The sequence below is a fragment of the Streptomyces sp. CNP082 genome, from assembly GCF_059570535.1.
In genome coordinates this window covers 1-18,396 of sequence record NZ_JCANSZ010000052.1, presented here as the reverse complement: position 1 = coordinate 18,396, position 18,396 = coordinate 1, and the positions used below count along the sequence as shown (strand labels likewise).

General features: G+C 75.4%; 16 protein-coding genes and 1 pseudogene. 10 read left to right on the top strand and 7 right to left on the bottom strand.

From position 1 onward, the window contains the following. Positions 1 to 65: 65 nt before the first annotated feature. Genes B124_RS29845 through B124_RS29835 form a run of 3 tightly spaced genes read left to right on the top strand, consistent with a single transcriptional unit; the run spans position 66 to position 3,202 of the window. Positions 66 to 1,337 carry a sensor histidine kinase gene (locus B124_RS29845; RefSeq protein ID WP_496506101.1) on the top strand — a complete coding sequence of 424 codons (1,272 nt, stop codon included), beginning with the start codon at positions 66 to 68 and terminating at the stop codon, positions 1,335 to 1,337. Positions 1,338 to 1,341: 4 nt separating this feature from the next. After that, entirely contained in the window at positions 1,342 to 2,001 is a 660-nt protein-coding gene (locus B124_RS29840) for a response regulator transcription factor (protein WP_496506100.1), read from the top strand. A 43-nt stretch (positions 2,002 to 2,044) separates the two neighbouring features. Then, positions 2,045 to 3,202 carry an ROK family protein gene (locus tag B124_RS29835; RefSeq protein WP_496506099.1) on the top strand — a complete coding sequence of 386 codons (1,158 nt, stop codon included), beginning with the start codon at positions 2,045 to 2,047 and terminating at the stop codon, positions 3,200 to 3,202. Between the two features lie 115 nt (positions 3,203 to 3,317). On the opposite strand, the gene B124_RS29830 is transcribed toward B124_RS29835, so the two are convergent. Next, positions 3,318 to 4,055, bottom strand: a complete 738-nt coding sequence (locus tag B124_RS29830; RefSeq protein WP_496506098.1) for a GntR family transcriptional regulator — start codon at positions 4,053 to 4,055, stop codon at positions 3,318 to 3,320. Between the two features lie 167 nt (positions 4,056 to 4,222). Between B124_RS29830 and B124_RS29825 the strand changes: the two genes are divergently transcribed. Then, positions 4,223 to 4,969 carry an SDR family oxidoreductase gene (locus B124_RS29825; RefSeq protein WP_496506097.1) on the top strand — a complete coding sequence of 249 codons (747 nt, stop codon included), beginning with the start codon at positions 4,223 to 4,225 and terminating at the stop codon, positions 4,967 to 4,969. A gap of 10 nt (positions 4,970 to 4,979) precedes the next feature. Here B124_RS29825 and sigJ read toward each other — a convergent pair whose 3' ends face one another. Then, the gene (sigJ, locus tag B124_RS29820; RefSeq protein ID WP_496506134.1) at positions 4,980 to 5,822 is read right to left on the bottom strand and encodes an RNA polymerase sigma factor SigJ; all 843 of its coding nucleotides are present in this window, start codon (positions 5,820 to 5,822) and stop codon (positions 4,980 to 4,982) included. Between the two features lie 277 nt (positions 5,823 to 6,099). On the opposite strand from sigJ, the gene B124_RS29815 reads away from it, so the two are divergent. The 3 genes from B124_RS29815 to B124_RS29805 all read left to right on the top strand — a co-directional run bounded on the left by B124_RS29815 (position 6,100) and on the right by B124_RS29805 (position 8,944). Beyond that, positions 6,100 to 7,629, top strand: coding sequence for an alkaline phosphatase D family protein (locus B124_RS29815; RefSeq protein ID WP_496506133.1), 1,530 nt, complete (start codon positions 6,100 to 6,102; stop codon positions 7,627 to 7,629). A 59-nt stretch (positions 7,630 to 7,688) separates the two neighbouring features. Then, the gene (locus B124_RS29810) at positions 7,689 to 8,198 is read left to right on the top strand and encodes a DUF1990 domain-containing protein (RefSeq protein WP_496506096.1); all 510 of its coding nucleotides are present in this window, start codon (positions 7,689 to 7,691) and stop codon (positions 8,196 to 8,198) included. A gap of 89 nt (positions 8,199 to 8,287) precedes the next feature. Then, complete coding sequence (locus B124_RS29805; protein WP_496506095.1) at positions 8,288 to 8,944, top strand: GNAT family N-acetyltransferase; 657 nt, start codon at positions 8,288 to 8,290, stop codon at positions 8,942 to 8,944. Here the strand turns inward: B124_RS29805 and B124_RS29800 are convergent. After that, positions 8,910 to 10,127 (bottom strand): trans-sulfuration enzyme family protein, encoded by a 1,218-nt coding sequence (locus tag B124_RS29800; protein WP_496506094.1) that lies wholly within the window; start codon positions 10,125 to 10,127, stop codon positions 8,910 to 8,912. The genes B124_RS29805 and B124_RS29800 overlap by 35 nt on opposite strands. A gap of 59 nt (positions 10,128 to 10,186) precedes the next feature. On the opposite strand from B124_RS29800, the gene B124_RS29795 reads away from it, so the two are divergent. Both B124_RS29795 and B124_RS29790 read left to right on the top strand, forming a co-directional pair. Beyond that, positions 10,187 to 10,663 (top strand): Lrp/AsnC family transcriptional regulator, encoded by a 477-nt coding sequence (locus B124_RS29795; RefSeq protein WP_496506093.1) that lies wholly within the window; start codon positions 10,187 to 10,189, stop codon positions 10,661 to 10,663. Between the two features lie 50 nt (positions 10,664 to 10,713). After that, a complete protein-coding gene (locus B124_RS29790) occupies positions 10,714 to 12,399 on the top strand; it encodes a DUF885 domain-containing protein (protein WP_496506092.1) in 1,686 nt (561 codons plus the stop codon). Positions 12,400 to 12,527: 128 nt separating this feature from the next. On the opposite strand, the gene B124_RS29785 is transcribed toward B124_RS29790, so the two are convergent. The 3 genes from B124_RS29785 to B124_RS29775 are packed head-to-tail and all read right to left on the bottom strand — an operon-like array spanning position 12,528 to position 17,386. Next, on the bottom strand, positions 12,528 to 15,542 hold the full coding sequence (locus B124_RS29785; protein WP_496506091.1) for an AAA family ATPase: 3,015 nt from the start codon (positions 15,540 to 15,542) through the stop codon (positions 12,528 to 12,530). Next, the gene (locus B124_RS29780; protein ID WP_496506090.1) at positions 15,539 to 16,708 is read right to left on the bottom strand and encodes an exonuclease SbcCD subunit D; all 1,170 of its coding nucleotides are present in this window, start codon (positions 16,706 to 16,708) and stop codon (positions 15,539 to 15,541) included. Before B124_RS29780 ends, B124_RS29785 begins: the two co-directional genes overlap by 4 nt. Before the next feature lie 51 nt (positions 16,709 to 16,759). After that, complete coding sequence (locus B124_RS29775; RefSeq protein ID WP_496506089.1) at positions 16,760 to 17,386, bottom strand: YigZ family protein; 627 nt, start codon at positions 17,384 to 17,386, stop codon at positions 16,760 to 16,762. An 85-nt stretch (positions 17,387 to 17,471) separates the two neighbouring features. Here B124_RS29775 and B124_RS29770 point away from each other — a divergent pair. Continuing rightward, positions 17,472 to 17,696 (top strand): annotated as a pseudogene (locus tag B124_RS29770) (CoA-binding protein); the annotation flags it as partial. A 358-nt stretch (positions 17,697 to 18,054) separates the two neighbouring features. Here the strand turns inward: B124_RS29770 and B124_RS29765 are convergent. Then, positions 18,055 to 18,396, bottom strand: a 342-nt coding sequence (locus tag B124_RS29765) for an alpha/beta hydrolase family protein (protein WP_496506088.1), incomplete at its 5' end; no start/stop codon positions are given.

Below are 18,396 nucleotides of genomic sequence, written 5' to 3'. Positions count from 1 at the left end.
CTCCCCCGCGCGCGGGTTCGCCCTCCCCCGTACGGGGGAGCCGGCACCCGCGCCGCGCTGGCACGATGGACGGCGTGCCACGTGCTGCCCGGAACCTCCCCCGCCCGCTGCGACCGGTGCTGCGTGCGGTGACGTACACCCGGTGGCTGCATCTGTTCATCGCCGCCACGCTGGCACTGCTGGGCGCCTTCATCTGGGGTACGGAGAACCAGCCGCCCCTGGTCAGCTACGGCGTCCTCGCCGTCGCCCCGGTGCCGCTGCTCGCCGTCGCCGCGGCCATCCCCGCCACCCGGGTCCTGGAGACGATGCAGGCCCGGCTGCTGCTGTTCCCCGGCCCGCACGGCGCACAGGGGCAACAGGAGCCGCGGCTCGCACACACGCCGGCCGTCTCGTGGGCCGACCGCGGCCGGGTGTTCGTCTGGCTGGTGCTGCGGATGTGGCTGGGGCTGCTGGCCGCCGTGGTCGCCGTCCAGGGCGTCTTCCTGACCACCGCGCTGACCACCGCGGACCTGTGGCGGTCGTTCGACGCGGAGGTCGTGCCGCTGCCCGGCGCATGGCACGGGTCGTACCCGCTGCTCGTCCCGGTCGCGGTCGCGGCCTTGCTGGTGGTCGGCTGGGCGTTCGGCACGCTGATCGCGGCGCTGGCACTCCGGCTGCTCGGCCCGTCGGCCGCCGAGCGGCTGGCAGCGCTGGAGGAGCGCACCGAACGGCTGCTGGAGCACAACCGGCTCGCCCGCGAGCTGCACGACACCATCGGGCACGCCCTGACCGTCGCCGTGGTGCAGGCGGGGGCCGCCCGGGCGGCGGGGTCGCCGGAGTTCACCGAGCGGGCGCTGACCGCGATCGAGGACACCGGCCGGGAGGCGCTGGAGGACCTGGAGCGGGTGCTGCGGCTGCTGCGCAAGGACGGCACGCCGCCGTCCCGCCGGCCGGGACTGGCCGAGGTGGAGCGGCTGGTGGCGTCCGCGCGCGGCGCCGGCGCCGCGATCAGCGCGGAGATCGAGGGCCCGCTGGAGACGGTGCCGGGGCCGGTGTCCCGTGAGGGCTACCGCATCGTGCAGGAGTGCCTGACGAACGTGCTCCGGCACGCGGGCCCGGTGCCGGTCACGGTACGTATCACGGCCTCGGCGACCGGGCTGGAACTGCAGGTGTGCAACAAGCTGGCCGCCGAGGCGGCGACTCCGGTCACGGGCGCCGGAGCGGCGGCCGCGGCCTCCGGACCCGGCGGCAGCGGGCTGCGCGGGATCCGCGAACGGGCCGCGCTGCTCGGCGGCGAGGCCGTCGCCGGACCCCGCGACGGCGAGTGGAGGGTGCGGGTCACGCTGCCGATACAGTGACGCCGTGCCCGTCTCCGTCCTCCTCGTCGACGACGACGCCCTGGTCCGCGCCGGACTGCGGGCGATCCTCGAAGCACAGCCGGACATCGAGGTGGCCGGCGAGGCGGCCGACGGCGCCGCGGTGATCCCGCTGGTGCGCACGCTGGCGCCGGACGTCGTCGCGATGGACGTACGGATGCCGCTGATGGACGGCATCGAGGCCACCCGCGCGGTGCTGCGCGCCTTCCCCTCGCCGCCGAAGATCCTCGTCGTGACCACCTTCGAGGAGGACGAGTACGTGTACGGGGCGCTGCGCGCCGGCGCCGACGGCTTCCTGCTCAAGCGGGCCCGGCCGGCGGAGATCGTGCACGCCGTGCGGCTCGTCGCCGAGGGCGAGTCGCTGCTGTTCCCGGCCGCGCTGCGGTCGCTGGCCGCCGGGCGCGGCAACGAGGAGGCGCGGGCGGCGGTGGCGGCGGCGCGGCTGACCGACCGGGAGGGCGACGTGCTGCGGCTCATCGCCCGCGGCCTGACCAACGCCGAGATCGCCGCGGAGCTGGTGCTCGGCACCGAGACGGTCAAATCGCACGTCAGTGCGCTGCTGGCAAAGCTGGGAGCCCGGGACCGGACACAGGCGGTGATCACAGCGTACGAGTCGGGCTTTGTCGCTCCCGGCGCGGGCGGATAGCGGATACGATCCGCTATCCGAAGCACGCTCAGGGAGGCTGACGTTGGCTCGGCTCACCGGCGGGGATCCGTCCCTGCTGCGGCGGATCAACTCCGCCGTCGTCCTGCGCGCGCTGCGCGACGAGGGCCCGGCGACGCTGACCGAGCTGGTGCGTACCACCGGGCTGTCGCGGCCCACCCTGGACGGCGTACTGGAGGGCCTGGCCGCCAGTGGCCTGGTGGTGGAGGCCGCCGCCGAGGAGGGCACGACGCGGCGCCAGGGCCGGCCCGCCCGCACGTTCCGCTTCCACGCCGAGTCGGGCCATCTGCTGGGCATCGAGATCGGCCCGCACCGGGTCTCCGTCCTGCTCTCCGACCTCGACGGCCGGCTGCGCGGCTCGGCGTCGCGCACCGTGGCCGAGACCGCGGAGGCCGACGACCGGCTGGCGGCCGTGCGGACCGTGGTGCAGGAGGTGCTGCGGCGGACCGGCGTGGCGCGCAGCACGCTGCGCGCGGTGGGCGTCGGCAGCCCCGGCATCGTGGAGGCGGACGGCATGGTGCGGCTGAGCGCGGCGCTGCCCGGCTGGACGGGCATCAACCTCGCCCAGCGGCTGGGCCGTTCGTTCCGCTGCCCGGTGCTGGTGGAGAACGACGCGAACACCGCTGCCGTCGCCGAGCACTGGAAGGGCGCCGCCCGGCACTCGGCGGACGTGGTCTTCGTCCGCGCCGGGCTGAGCCCGGGCGCCGGGTCGCTGATCGGCGGGCGGCTGCACCGCGGCTTCGGCGGCGCGGCGGGCGAGATCGGGGCACTGCACCTGCTGGGCCGGGAGGCGACGCCGGAGAAGCTGCTGAGCGTCACCGGGGAGCCGCTGCACCCGCTGGACGAGCCGGCGGTGGCCGAGGTCTTCTCGCTGGCGCAGGGCGGCGACAAGCGGGCCCGCCGGGCCGTGGACCGGTTCATGCAGCGGCTGGTGCACGACGTCGCCGCGCTGGTGCTGGCCCTGGACCCGGAGCTGGTGGTGATCGGCGGCTGGGCGGCGGGCGTGGACGACGTGCTGGAGCCGCTCCACACCGAGCTGGCCCGCTACTGCCTCAGGCCGCCGGAGGTCGTGCTGTCGCTGCTGGGCGAGGCGGCGGTGGCCACGGGCGCGCTGCGGCTGGCCCTGGACCACCTCGACGAGGAGCTGTTCGCCGTGGAGAGCACGGTCACGGCACGCCGGTGACGGACCGGCCGGGCGGGGTGTGCGCGCCCGGCCCACCCCGCTGCCTGAGTTGCTGCCTGCGTTCTCCCGCTCCGCGCGGAGCCGCCCGCCCGGTCCGTACGACGGGGGCGGCGGCTCAGCTCGCCAGCACCGGCTCGTCGGCGTCGAGGGTGAGCCGGCAGGTGTCCGCGCGGTACGTCGAGACCGCGACGGCGGCGGTGCGCCCCCCGGAGACGTAGCGCGTCGTGACCACCAGCACCGGTGCGCCCGGCAGCCGGTCCAGCTCGCGGGCGTCCTCCGCGCGCGCCGAGCCCAGCTCGACGGTGCGGTCCTGGCCCTCCAGCGGCAGCCGGTACAGCTCGCGCAGCACGGCGCGGGCGCGGATGGCGCCGGCGGAGGTGTCGCCGCGGCTGAAGCCGGGCGCGGAGACACCCGGCACGTAGATCAGCTCAGCCGCGACCGGCTGCCCGTTGCGGCTGCGCGAGCGGTGCACCCGGTGCACCGGCTCCGTCGCGTCCGTGCCGAGCATGCGCGCGACGGCCGCGGGCGGGGCGACCGCGGCGGCGTCGACGGCCTCCCAGCCGTCGTCGCCCTCACCCGGCCACATCTGCCGCGGGGAGCCCACCGGCACACCGACGCGCGGCGGCGCGACCGTCGTCCCGACGCCGCGCCTGCGCTGCAGCCGGCCCTCCAGCTCCAGCTGGTCGAGCGCCTGCCGCAGGGTCGCGCGGGCGACGCCGAAGCGGGCCGCCAGCTCGCGCTCGTTGGGCAGGATCTCCCCCACTGAGAACTCGGACTCCAGCGCCTCGCTGATGACGCCCTTGAGATGCCAGTACTTCAGCTCGGTCACGGTGTCCGGCTGCGTGGTCCCCACCTGATCCTCGCAATCCCCGTCGGCCTGGCCGCCTTTATGCGCGGTTGTTTATGAAAGGTTGTTGCAGTATCTCTCGCCGACAGTAGGACGCCACCCGGACTTGGTCAAGACCAATGCCTCTGCGGTACGGTCCGTCCGGCGATCCGATGGACGGCGGAAAGGCAGCGATGGACCAGGTCACAGTGGTTACCGGGGGCAGCCGCGGCATCGGCGCGGCGATCGTGCGGAGGCTGGCCCGCGCCGGTCACGCCGTCGCGCTCGTCTACGAGCGGGCGGAGGCCGCGGCGGAGGGGGTCGCGGCCGAGGCGCGGGCCGAAGGGGTGGCGTGTGTGGCCGTACGCGCCGACGTCAGCGACGCCGAGCAGGTGGACGCGCTGTTCGACACCGCCCGCGAGCGGCTGGGGCCGGTCACCGGGCTGGTGAACAACGCCGGGATCACCGGGCCGCTGGGCCGGTTCGACGAGACGTCCCTCGACGTGATGCGCCGGGTGCTGGACGTCAACGTCATGGGCACCTTCATCTGCACCCGGCGCGCGGTGCGCGAGATGTCCACCCGGCACGGGGGCGGCGGCGGCGCGATCGTCACCATCTCCTCCGGCGCCGCCTCCCTCGGCAGCCCCGGCGAGTACGTGCACTACGCGGCGAGCAAGGCCGCCGTGGACACCATGACCCTCGGGCTTGCCAAGGAGCTGGGCCCCGAGGGCGTGCGCGTGAACTCCGTGCAGCCCGGGATGACCGTCACCGACATGCACGCGGCGATGGGCGACCCCGAGCGCCCGTGGCGCAACCCGGAGCGGGTGCCGATGCGCCGGCCCGGGGAACCCGAGGAGATCGCCGGCGCGGTGGCGTGGCTGCTGTCCGGGGAGGCGTCGTACACCACGGGTGCGGTGCTGCGGGTCGCCGGCGGGCTCTAGCGGCCGTTCGTCACATGCGGACACCGCCTAGTTTGTCCGGGTTGCGCATGACGTAGATACGCGCGATCCGGCCGTCCCGGAGCTGCGGCACCATGACCGTGTCCGGCTCGCCCTTCGACAGGACCAGCAGCCCGGGCTGGCCGTTGATCTCGCGGAAGACGAACTGCGGCTCCGGCACCGGGTAGGTGGTGCCGCGCGAACCGCCGATGAAGAGCCGTGCGGTGTGCTCGGCGCCCTCGATCACGCGCCTCGGCGCCTTCGCCTTGCCGCCGGTGTCCGAGACCACGTCCACGTCCGTGGCCAGCAGCGCCATCAGCCCCTCCATGTCGCCGCCGGAGGCGGCTTCGAGGAACCGTTCGGTGATGTCGCGCTGCGCGGTGGTGTCCACGTCGAAGCGCGGCTTGCGCTGCGTGACATGCCGCCGGGCCCGGCCGGCGAGCTGGCGCACGGCCTCGTCGGAGCGGTCGAGCATCGCGCCGATCTCCGCGTACGGGAAGCCGAACGCCTCCCGGAGCACGAAGACGGCCCGCTCCAGCGGCGACAGCGACTCCATCACCACGAGCATCGCCAGCGTCACCGACTCGTCGAGCAGGGCGCGCTCCGAGCTGTCCGGCAGCGAGTCGCCGCGGACGTCGGTGGCCAGCGGCTCCGGAAGCCAGGAGCCGACGTACGCCTCCCGCCGGGCCTGCGTCTGGCGCAGCCGGTCGAGGGAGAGGCGGGTGACGATCCGCACCAGATAGCCGCGCGCGTCGCGGACCCGGTCGCGGTCCGCGGCCGACCAGCGCAGCCAGGTGTCCTGCACCACGTCCTCCGCGTCGGCGAACGCGCCGAGCATGCGGTACGCCACGCCCATCAGGACGGATCGGTGCTCCTCGAAGACGTCGACTTCGGTGCCGTATGCCACCCCTCCATATCACCTGATGAGATGCCCACCTGTCCAATCCCGGCCGCTCGTGGATCCCCTCCCCGCGCGGCGCACTTCCCCCGTGTCCCAGGGCAGTTGTTCACTTGTCGTTCGTGTCATGGGCAACACATGCCGGTAGGTCTGACGGCGCACGAAGATCCGCACGTCGACGGGAGACCACGTGAACACGGGAGACAGAGCGACCGGCGGCACCGCGCGCCGTTCAGTGCTGCGCGGCGGCCTCGCCGCATCCGCCGCGCTGGCGGTGCCCGCGCTGTCCGGCAGCGCTCCGGCACAGGCGCTCGCGGGCCGGCCGGAGGCCGCGTGGGGCGTGCAGGTGGGCGATGTGACGGCCCAGGGCGGCACCGTGTGGGTACGGGCCGACCGCCCGGCGCGGATGGTCGTGGAGACCTCCGCGACCGAGTCCTTCCGCACGGTGCAGCGCCGCCCCGGACCGCTGCTCGGCCCGGACACCGACTACACCGGCACCGTACGTCTGCACGGGCTGCCGCCCGGCGAGCAGGTGCACTACCGGGTGGTGCTGGAGGACGCGGCCGACCCGCGCCGCTCCGGCGAACCGGTCACGGGCACGTTCCGTACGGCCCCGGGGAACCGCCAGGACGTGCGCTTCGTCTGGTCCGGCGACGTCGCCGGCCAGGGCTGGGGCATCAACCCCGACCGCGGCGGCTACCGCGTGTTCTCCGAGATGCAGCGGCTCGATCCGGACTTCTTCCTGCACAGCGGCGACACCGTATACGCCGACGGGCCGCTGAGCGCCGAAGTGCCGCTGCCGGACGGCACGGTGTGGCGCAATCTGGTCACCGAGGAGAAGGCGAAGGTCGCCGAGACGCTCGCGGAGTACCGGGGCAACTTCCGCTACAACCTGCTCGACGGGAACCTGCGCCGCTTCAACGCGCAGGTGCCAATCGTGGCGCAGTGGGACGACCACGAGGTGGTCAACAACTGGTATCCGGGCGAGATCCTGACCGACGAGCGCTACACGGAGCGCCGCGCCGACGTGCTCGCGGCCCGCGCCCGGCGCGCGTTCGCCGAGTACTTCCCGGTGCCCACGCTGCGCGCCGACGGCGCCGGCCGGATCTACCGCAGGGTCTCGTACGGCCCGCTGCTCGACGTCTTCGTGCTGGACATGCGCACGTACCGCAACGCCAACTCCGACGGGCTCGCCCCCGACGACGTCCACGGCATCCTCGGCCGCGAGCAACTGGCCTGGCTGAAGCGGGAGCTGGAGCGCTCCCGCGCGGAGTGGAAGATCATCGCCTCCGACATGCCGCTGGGCCTGGTGGTGCTCGACGGCACGAACGTCGAGGCGGTCGCGCAGGGCGACCCCGGCGCACCGCTGGGCCGGGAACTGCAGATCGCCGAGGTGCTGCGGCACATCAAGCACCGGCGGATCACGGGCACCGTGTGGCTGACCGCCGACGTGCACCACACCTCGGCGCAGCACTACGACCCGGCGCGGGCGGGGTTCACGGACTTCGCGCCGTTCTGGGAGTTCGTCACGGGGCCGCTGCACGCGGGCGCGTTCCCCGGCAGCGCGCTGGACGGCACGTTCGGTCCTGAGCGGGTGTTCCTCAAGGCGCCGGAGACGGCCAACGTGGCGCCGAGCCAGGGCTTCCAGTTCTACGGCGAGGTGCAGATCGACGGCGGCAGCCGCGAGTTGACGGTGCGGCTGCGCGAGGAGGGCGGCGCGGTGCTGTTCACGAAGGTGCTGCGGCCGGGGCTCGTGGGGCAGTAGCCGGAGCGGCTGCGTGCCGTCCGGCGGCGGGCCGCCGGACGGCACGTACGCTGCGGGACGTGGACGACTTCACGTACGCCCCGGTCGGCGCCACCCGCGAGGGCCGCACGCTGGCGGGCTTCGACGCCTTCGCGGTACGCACCCGCGTCGGCTCGGGCCCGGCGGCGTACCGGGCGGCCACCGAGGCGGTGCTGACGTTCCGGATGCACCGGGCGGTCGGGGTCACCATCGACGCGGACGAGCCGCGCGCCGCGCCCGGCGTGCGGCTCGTCGTCGGCCTCGGCCGGCGCCCGCTGCGTATCCTCGCGCCCTGCCGCGTGGTGTGGGCGGAGCAGGGCGAGCGGCGCGCCGGTTTCGGGTACGGGACGCTGGCGGGGCACCCGGAGACGGGTGAGGAGGCGTTCGTCGTGGAGCGGGCGGAGGACGGCGCCGTCTGGCTGACCGTCACGGCGTACAGCCGGCCGGCCGCGCGGTGGGTGGCAACCATGGGGCCGCTGTTGGGCGTCTTCCAGCGCGCGTACGCACGGCGCTGCGGCCGGGTACTGCGGCGGCTCACGAACGACGGCTGAAAACCGACCCCACGGGTCCGATTCGCCCTTTACCATCCGGCCACAGCTCGTTCTTGATCACGCAATACCCGTCCGGAAAGCTGGAGTTCATGGCCGATCACACCGCACCGACGGAGGGCCCGCGCCGCGTGCCCGCAGCGCCGGGCCCGTACCCGGCCGCCGCCGTGGCCCGGCCGGGCGACCACCCCCTGCCCGACCGCCGCCCGCGGGTGCGCCCGCCGCGCCGCCGCGACGCGACGGGGCCGCGCGCCACCCGCCTGCTCACGGTCCGCGAGGCGGGGCCGGAGGACCACGACGCCGCGGTGGCGATGCACCGGCGCTGCTCCCGGCGGACGCTGGCCATGCGCTACCAGGGCCCGCCGGGCGAGGCCGACGGCTATCTGCGGCACCTGCTGAGCCCGCACTTCGGCCGGACGCTGGCGGTGCAGACGGCCGGCGGCCGGCTGGTGGCCCTCGGCCACCTGCTGTGGGACGGCGACGAGGCGGAGGTGGCGCTGCTCGTGGAGGACGCCTGGCAGCGCCGCGGCCTCGGCACGGACCTGCTGCGGCGGCTGCTGGCGACGGCGGCGGGCATGGGCTACGGCACCGTGTACGTGGTGGCGCGGGCGCTGGACGCCGCCCTGGCCGCCACCGTACGCAAGGCGGGCGTACCGCTGGAGTACCAGGTGGACGGCGCGACGCTGATCGTCACCGCCCATCTGGACGAGCGGCTCAGCCCCGCGGCGCGTCCCGCCGGGCACCGCTGACGGCGGCGGTTTCAGCGGTGTCAGCGCCGTCAGTCCCCTCCGCCCGCGGGTCCGCGGCGGCGTCGAGCGCCGCGCTCAGGTCCGCCCACAGGTCGTCCACGTCCTCCAGCCCGACCGACATCCGCAGCAGCCGCTCGCCGATCCCGCCAGAGCGGCGGTCGGCGGGGTCGACGATGCGGTGGCTGATCGAACCCGGGTGCTGGATGAGGGTGTCGACGCTGCCGAGACTCACCGCCGGGGTGATCAGCCGCACGGCGGCGATGACCGCGTGCGGGTCGCCGCGCACCTCGAAGGCGACCATCGCGCCGCCGAGCCGCGGATAGCGCACCCGGGTCACCGCCGGGTGGCCGGCGAGCCGGCGGGCCAGTTCGGCGGCGGCCCCGGACTGGGCCCGTACCCGTACCGGAAGGGTCGACAGGCCGCGCAACAGCAGGTAGCCGGCGAGCGGGTGCAGCACGCCGCCGGTGGAGAAGCGGATCCGGCGCAGCGCGCCGGCCAGTTCCCCGTCGCAGGCGACGACCCCGCCCATCACGTCGCCGTGGCCGCCGAGGTACTTGGTGGCGCTGTGCAGCACCAGCCGGGCGCCGTGCTCGGCGGGGCGCTGCAGGACGGGGGTGGCGAAGGTGTTGTCGACGAGCAGCGGGACCGAGCCGCAGGAGTACGCGACGGCCCTCACGTCCGTCTCGGCGAGCGTGGGGTTCGCCGGGGTCTCGACGAGCACCAGGCCGGTGTCCGGGCGGATGGCGTCGGCGACGCCCGCCGGTTCTGTCCAGGTCACCTCGGTGCCCAGCAGCCCGCTGTCGAGCAGGTGGTCGCTGCACCCGTAGAGCGGCCGGACGGCGACGACGTGCCGCAGGCCGAGGCCGGCCCGTACCAGCAGGCAGGCGCTGAGCGCGGCCATCCCGCTGGCGAACGCGACGGCGGACTCGGTGCCATCCAGCCGCGCAAGGGCCTGTTCGAAGCGGGCGACGGTGGGATTGCCGAGCCGGCCGTAGACCTGCGGTCCTTCGAGCGGAGCGCCGGTGGCGGCGAACTCGTCGATACGGGCGGCTTCGCCCTTGCTGTCACGGGAGGGGTAGGTCGTGGACAGGTCGAGCGGGGCGGCGTGCAGGCCGAGGGCGGCGAGGTCGTCGCGGCCCGCGTGCACGGCCTCGGTGGCGAGTGAACGCGTCGGGATCTCCATGCCCCGATGCTGAAGCTGGTACGGGCTGGTGCGGGTGAGGCCCGTGCTACGTTCGGCCGATGGCCGATTCGCCTGCTCTCGATCCGGTGGACCTGGAGATTCTGCGGGTGCTGCAGAACGACGCCCGGACCACCAACCGCGATCTGGCCGCCGCCGTGGGCGTCGCGCCGTCCACCTGCCTGGACCGCGTGGCCCGGCTGCGCCGCGCCGGCGTGATCACCGGCCACCGGCTCGCGCTCGACCCGGCGCGGCTCGGCCGCGGTCTTCAGGCGCTGCTGTCGGTGCAGGTGCGTCCGCACCGCCGCGACCTGATCGGCCCGTTCGTCGAACGGGTCCGCTCGCTGCCCGAGTCCCGCGCGCTGTTCCACCTCACCGGGCCGGACGACTACCTCCTGCACGTCGCCGTACGCGACGCGGCGGACCTGCAGCGTCTGGTGCTGGACGAGTTCACCTCCCGCCGGGAGGTGGTCCGGGTGGAGACGCGGCTGGTCTTCCAGCACTGGGAGTGCGGTCCGCTGCTGCCTCCGCAGGCGTGACGCCGTTTCGGTGATGACGCCGCCTGCCCCCGTGTACGAGGATGGCCCGCATGCCCGACTCCACGAACCAGCGACTGCCCCGGCAGGTGGCGGACGCCTACGTCGACGACCTGATCGACCTCGACCCCATCAGCGGCACGATGCTCGGCGTGCCGGAGAGTTCCCGTACCCTCCCCGACTTCTCCCCCGACGGCCAGCAGGCCGTAGCCGAGCTGGGCCGCGCCACCCTTGCGGCCCTCGACGAGGCCGAGCGGCTGCCCGGCGCGGACACCGACGCGGAGCGGCGGTGCGGACGGCTGCTGCGGGAGCGGCTGACCGCCGAACTCGCCGTCCACGACGCGGAGGAGGGCCTGCGGGCCGTCAGCAACATCCACTCCCCCGTGCACCTGATGCGCGAGTGCTTCACGCTGATGCCGACCGCCCGCGAGGACGACTGGGCGGACATCGCCGCCCGGCTGCGGGCGGTCCCGGCGGCGGTCGAGGGCTACCGGCAGTCGCTGGCCGAGGGCGTGGGCAAGGGGCTGTTCGGCGGGCCGCGGGCGACCGCGACGTTCACCGGCCAGCTCACCGAGTGGGCGGGCGACGGCCGCGGCTGGTTCGGCGACCTGACCGCCGCCGGCCCCGAGTCGCTGCGCGGGGAGCTGGACGCCGCGGCGGGCGAGGCCACCGCCGCCGTGGGCGCCCTGCGCGACTGGATGCGCGACGTGTACACGCCCGCCGCGGCCGGCTCGCCCGACGTCGTCGGGCGCGAACGCTACGCCCGCTGGTCGCGCTTCTTCAACGGCGCGGACCTCGATCTGGACGAGTCGTACGCGTACGGCTGGTCCGAGTACCACCGGCTGCTCGGCGAGATGAAGACCGAGGCCGCCAAGATCCTGCCCGGCGCCGCCACCCCGTGGGAGGCGCTGAAGCACCTGGACGAGCACGGCGCCCACATCGAGGGCGTGGACGCCGTCCGCGACTGGCTGCAGGGGATCATGGACGAGGCCATCGAGGCCCTCGACGGCACGCACTTCGACCTGGCCGGGCCGGTGCGCCGGGTGGAGTCCCGGATCGCCCCGCCCGGCGGCGCCGCCGCGCCGTACTACACGCCGCCCGCCGAGGACTTCTCCCGCCCCGGGCGCACCTGGCTGCCGACGATGGGCGAGACCCGCTTCCCCGTCTACGACCTGGTCTCCACCTGGTACCACGAGGGCGTGCCGGGGCACCATCTGCAGCTCGCCCAGTGGGTGTACGTCAAGGACCAGCTCTCCCGCTACCAGTCGACGCTCGGCTGGGTCAGCGCCAACTGCGAGGGCTGGGCGCTGTACGCGGAACGGCTGATGGACGAGCTGGGCTTCCTCACCGACGCGGAGCGGCGGCTCGGCTATCTGGACGCGCAGATGATGCGCGCCGCGCGCGTGATCGTCGACATCGGCATGCACCTGGAGCTGCCGATCCCGGGCCACTCCCCCTTCCACCCGGGCGAGCGGTGGACGCCGGCGCTGGCGCAGGAGTTCTTCGGGATGCACAGCGGGCGGCCCGCGGACTTCGTGGAGAGCGAGCTGACGCGCTACCTGTCGATGCCGGGGCAGGCCATCGGCTACAAGCTCGGTGAACGGGCCTGGCTGCGCGGCCGGGACGCAGCGCGCAAGGCGCGCGGCGCGGAGTTCGACGCCAAGGCGTGGCACATGGCCGCGCTGTCGCAGGGCTCGCTCGGGCTGGACGACCTGGAAGCCGAGCTGTCGGCGCTGTGAATCCGGGTGAGCCCGGGTGAGCGCGGATCAATCCGGGCAGCCCGGGTGAACCCGGCGTGAGGCGGCGGCCGTGACCCCTGCGGGGTCGCGGCCGTATGCCTCTCCGCGGCCCGGAGCCGTGCGGCCGGTCAGCGGTCGGCGGCCGTGCGGTGCCGTACGTACGAGCCCGAGCGGCCCTTGACGACCTCCAGCTGGGCGGGGATCCGCCGGCGCAGCTCCGGCACGTGGCTGACGATGCCCACCGTGCGGTCACGCTCGCGCAGCGCGTCGAGGACGTCCAGCACCTCGTCCAGGGTCTGTTCGTCCAGGCTGCCGAAGCCCTCGTCGATGAAGAGGGTGTCGAGCCTGACGCCCCCCGACTCCTCGGCGACCACGTCGGACAGCCCGAGGGCCAGGGCGAGGGAGGCGAAGAACGACTCGCCGCCGGAGAGGGTGGCGGTGTCCCGCTCGGTGCCGGTCCAGGCGTCCACGACGTGCAGCCCGAGGCCGTGGCGCCCCCGCCCGCTCGTCCGCTCGTCCGAGTGCATCAGCGTGAACCGGCCGGACGACATCCGCGCCAGCCGGGCCGTCGCGGCAGCCGCGACCTGTTCGAGCCGGGCGGCCAGCACGTACGACTCCAGCCTCATCTTCCGCTCGTTCTCCGCGGACGTGCCGGCCGCCAGCGCTGCGAGCCGGGACACCCGGTGGTGCCGCGTACGCAGCGGGGCGAGCCGGCGCACCCGGTCGGCGGCCTCGGCGGAGAGCCCGGCCAGGGCGTCGCACCGCTCGCGCGCGTTGTCACGGGCGGTCGCGGTGGTACGCAGCCGGCGGCCCGCGGCGGCGAACGACTCCTCGGCGGCGGCGACGGCGGCCGGTGGCCGCGCGGCAGCCGCGGCGGCACGCGGCTCGGCCAGGGCCTCGGCCACGGCCGCCTCCTCGGCCTGCCACTCCTCCAGCCGCGCTTCCACCTCCCGCAGCGCGGCCAGTTCGAGCAGCGCGGCGGCGGCCTCCTCAGGGGTCTCGAAGCCGGCGCGGTAGGCGGCGTCGGCGACGCGGGCGTCGGCGTCCTTGCTGCGGTCGGCGGCTGCCGCGGCCTCGCGGGCGGCGCGGGCGGCGACGGCCAGCCGGTCGGCCAGCGAGGTCAGTTGGGCCGCGCGCTCCTCGACACCGGCGGCACCGCCGCGGGCGTCTTCCACCTCGGCGTCGCGGGCCGCCCGCTCGGCGGTCAGCGCGTCGGCCCGGGACGCGCGGGCGGCGGCGCGGCTCTCGGCCTGCCGCCGGGCGCGGACGCGGCGGGCGTGCTCCTCGTGCGCCTGGTCCAGTTGCTCGCGTACGGCCAGGGCGCCGGCGGCCAGCTCCCGGGCCCTGAGCAGCTCCCCGGCCACCTGCTCGACGGCGGCGGCCAGCGCGTCCCGGCTCTCCTGGCCCGCCGCCTCGGCGGCGGCGTCACGGGCCTGCCGCAGCGAGTCCAGCCGCAGGGCGGCCTCTTCGCGGACGCGCTCGGCGGCGCAGTACGCGGCCAGGGCCTCGTTCTCCTCGCGCTCGCCGACGTGGGCGCCGTCGGCGCGGGCGGGGGCCGGGTGCGCGGCGGAGCCACAGACGGGGCAGGGCTCGCCGTCCGCGAGCCGGGCGGCCAGCTCGGCCGCCATGCCGTCCAGGCGCCGCTCCTTCAGCCGCAGCCAGGTCTCGTGCGCCTGCCCGGCGCGCTCGCCGGCGTCGAGGTGCGCGCGCCGGGCCTCGTCCGCCTGGCCGTCCAGGTCGTCGCGGCGCTCGGCGGCGTCGAGGCGGCGGCCGGCGCTCTCGTGCTCGGCGGCGAGCTGTTCCGCGCGCGTGGCCGCGCCCTGGGCCTCGTCCACGCGGCGCTGGAGGCCGCCGCGCAGGGCGTCCCAGTTGTCGAGCCAGCCCGCGGCCTCGCGCTGCACGCCCTCGTCAGCGCGGGACTCCTCGTCCAGCACGGTGAGTTCACGGGCGATCTCGGCGCTGCGGGCCTCGGCGGCGCGGGCGGCGTCGAGGGCACCCAGCTCCTGCCGGCTGCGGGCCTCGTGCGCGGCGAGCTGCTCGGGGCCGCCGCCGGCGACGGTCCCGGGCAGCGCGGCGCGGGCCGCCTCCTCGGCCCCGGTGGCGCGGCGGGCCGCGGCGGCGGCCTGGTCGCGCAGGTCCAGGGCGGGCGCCACGGCGGCGGCGGCCCGGGCGCGGCGCAGCTTCTCGCCGAGCGCAGCGCGCTCCTGCTGCCGTCCGGCCAGCGCCTGCTGCCGCTGCCGGGCGTCGGCGTGCAGCCGCTGCAGCCGGGCGAGTTCGCGGACGTCCTGAAGGTGGCCGTCCGCCGCCGCGTGGGCGGACTCCGCGGTACGCAGCGACAGGTCCGCGGCGTCCGCAAGTTCGCGGGCGGTGGCGCGGGCGACGGCCGCGTACGCGAGCACGCCGCCGGCGAGATCGGCCTCGCCCGGCTTGGCGGCGTCGGGTGACCAGCCGTCCGGGTCGCCGCCGGCGGCCGGACCGCCGGCCTGCCGGATGCGGTGGGCCAGGTGCAGCAGCCGCTCGTCGCCGTCGCGGACGGCCTCCTGGGAGCGGCGGCGCAGCTCGGCGAGGTGGTCCTCGACGGCGGCGAAGCGGCCGGTGTCGAAGAGGCGGCCCAGCAGCTTGGCCCGGGCTTCGGCATCGGCGCGCAGGAAGCGCGCGAAGTCGCCCTGCGGGAGCAGCACGACCTGGCAGAACTGCTCGCGGGTCATGCCCAGCAGGCGGCCGACCTCCTCGCCGATCTCCTGGTGCGAGCGGCTGAGGCCACGCCACTCGCCGGCCGCCGGGTCGCGCTCGCGCAGCAGGCTGGTGGCCCGCTCCGTGGTGACGCCGGTGCCGTTGCGCTTGGGGCGCGGCTGGGCGGGCCTGCGGGTGACCTCCAGCCGGCGGCCCGCGATGGTGAAGTCGAGGGTGACCTCGGTCGGGGTGTGCGGCTCGGCATGGTCGCTGCGCAGCGCGCCGCCCTGGCGGGCGCCGGGCACGCCGCCGTACAGGGCGTAGCAGACGGCGTCGAGGACGGAGGTCTTGCCGGCGCCGGTGGCGCCGTGCAGCAGGAAGATGCCGGCGCCGGACAGGGCGTCGAAGTCGACCTCCTGCGCGCCGGCGAAGGGGCCGAAGGCGGCGACCGCGAGCCGGTGGAGCCTCATCGGGCCGTCTCCTCGCGCGCGTCGGCGGTCCGCACGGCGTCGAACGCGGCGTGCAGCACGGCCCGCTCGTCCGCCGTCGCCGCGGCGCCGGGTCTGACATGCGCCACGAAGTCCTCGGCGATCTGGCGGTCGTCGCGGCCCCTGAGACGGGCGGCGTACGACGCGGCGCCGGCCGTGCCGTCCGCGGCCTCGGGGGCGAAGACGAGGCTGACGACGTGCGGGAAGCGCTCCGCGAGGCGGGCCATCGGCTCGTGCGGCCGGGCCGCGTCGGTGAGCGTGGCCTCGACCCAGGCGCCCTCGTGCGGCGTCAGATCCGGGTCGGCGAGCAGGTCCGCCAGCCGGCCGTGCAGCCGCGCCAGGGGCCGCGGCACGGGCGTCTCGACGCGCTCGGCGGTGACGCCGCCGTCGGCGTCGAGGTCCACCAGCCACGTCGACTTGCGGTGGGCGGCTTCGGAGAAGGAGTACGCGAGCGGGGAGCCCGAGTAGCGCACGCGCTCGGCGAGGGTCTGGCAGCGGTGCAGGTGGCCCAGCGCGACGTAGTCGACGCCGGCGAAGACGGCGGCGGGCACGGAGGCGACGCCGCCGACGGTGATGTCCCGTTCGCTGTCGGACGCATGACCGCCGGTGACGAAGGCGTGCGCGAGGACGACGGAGCGGGTGCCGGCCGGGCGGGCGGCGAGGTCGGCGCGCACCCGGTCCATGGCGGCGGAGAGCACGGCGGTGTGACCGCCGCGGGGGGTGGCGAACTCCTCGCGTACCAGCGCCGGTTCGAGGTACGGCAGCCCGTAGCACGCCACGTCCCCGGCGTCGTCCCGCAGCAGGACGGGCTCGCCGACGCCCGCCGGGTCGGTGCGCAGATGGACGCCCGCGCGGTCCAGCAGCCCGGCGCCGACACCGAGCCGGCGCGCCGAGTCGTGGTTCCCGGAGATCATGACGACCGGCACGCCCAGCTCCGCGAGCCGGTGCAGCGCGCCGTCGAACAACTCCACGGCGGCCAGCGGCGGCAGGGCACGGTCGTAGACGTCCCCGGCGACGAGCACCGCCTCGACGCCGCGCTCGGCCACCACGGCGACGAGGTGGTCGAGGAACGCGGCCTGGGCGTCGAGGAGGCTGACCCGGTGGAACGAGCGGCCCAGGTGCCAGTCCGAGGTGTGCAGGAAGCGCATGACGCCCGACTGTATCTGCGCGGTACGACACCCGCGCAGGCACCAGCCGTCTCACCCGGTGCCGTACACCTCGTCGCCGGGCCGGAGTTCGGCGCTTCCGGCGGTGGCGTCGGCCAGCCAGGAGCGGAACTCGTCGAGTTCCCCGGCGGGTACGGCCACGTCGATCTCGGCGTTCTCGCCGTACGCCACGCCGCGCACGGCGCGCCCGGCGGCATGCAGGTGGCCGAGCACCTTGCCGGCCCGCCCGTGGTCGACGGTGACGGTGACCAGCCGCATCCGCAGCCGCGTGACGGTGCCCATCGCGTCCACGGCGGCGCCGACCGCGCCACCGTAGGCGCGGATGAGCCCGCCGGCGCCGAGCTTGGTGCCGCCGAAGTAACGGGCGACGACGGCGACGACATAGCGCAGCTCGCGGCGGAGCAGCAGTTGCAGCATGGGCAGCCCCGCGGTGCCGCCGGGCTCGCCGTCGTCGCCGGACTTCTGCACCCCGGCGTCGGCGCCGATGACGTACGCGAAGCAGTGGTGGGTGGCGTCCGGGTACGCGGCGCGCACCCGGGCGAGGACGGCCTGCGCCTCGGCTTCGGTGGCCGCGGGGGCGAGGGTGCACACGAACCGGGAGCGGTTCACCTCGGTCTCGTGCACGCCCTCCCGGGCGACGGTCTGATACCCCTCGCGCATCCCGCCACCCTAGCCCCGCCGCCGCCCGCGCCCGCGCCGGGCCGACCGGAGGAATCGGGGCCCGGCCGGCGGTGTTGGACGGATCATGTACGCAGACCAGGAGACCATCCGCAGAATCCTGACCTCGACCTGCGACACCTGGGCGGTGGTCGGCCTGTCCAACAACACCTCACGCGCGGCCTACGCCGTGGCGCGGGTGCTCCAGCGCTTCGGCAAGCGCATCGTGCCGGTGCACCCCAAGGCGGAGACGGTGCACGGCGAGCAGGGCTACGCGTCGCTCGCGGACATCCCGTTCGCCGTGGCGGCAGTGTCATGAGGCAGTGATCCAACGCCTACCAGCAGACGCGGATCGACGCGGCCCTCGACCCGCAGCGGGGGCAGGGCCCTCGCCGGAGGAACCGGAGTCCATCCGCCAGAAGATCCATGACCGCCACCACCGAGCCACTGGCGACATCCTTCAGCCCCTCTCAACCCGGTGGGCCATGCACATTCTGCTGGCGCCGAACTCGATCCGGGACTGTAAATAGAACGGACACACCCCGCAGTGGCGGCATGGCGACCACGGGCTCCAGGCGCACTTGGCGGTGAAGGTGCACGCCATGCTCTCCCCGCCCGCGGCGGCGAGGTGACGGGCCCGGCCGGGCGGCCGGGCCCGCCGGGCGCCGGTGTCACAGCAGGCCCCAGAACTGCGCGGTGTAGAAGCTGGAGCAGATGCGGTCCGGGTAGTACGTGCCCGCGGTGCCGCACTGCCCGGGCGCCGTACCCGGGTCGACGGCCAGGCCGTGGCCCATGCCCGAGACCGTGTACGTCTCCACCACCGGGCGGCCGGACGCGTCCTGGTACGAAGCCCTCGTCGTGCCGCCCGGCAGCGCCGTCGTCTCCGCGGGCGTCTGACCCGTACCCCAGACGTCCGTCCACTGGTCACGCGACTCGGCCGCGTTCGCCGGCACCACCGTGGTGTCGCCCGTGCCGTGCCAGACCGCCACCCGCGGCCACGGCCCGCCCCAGCC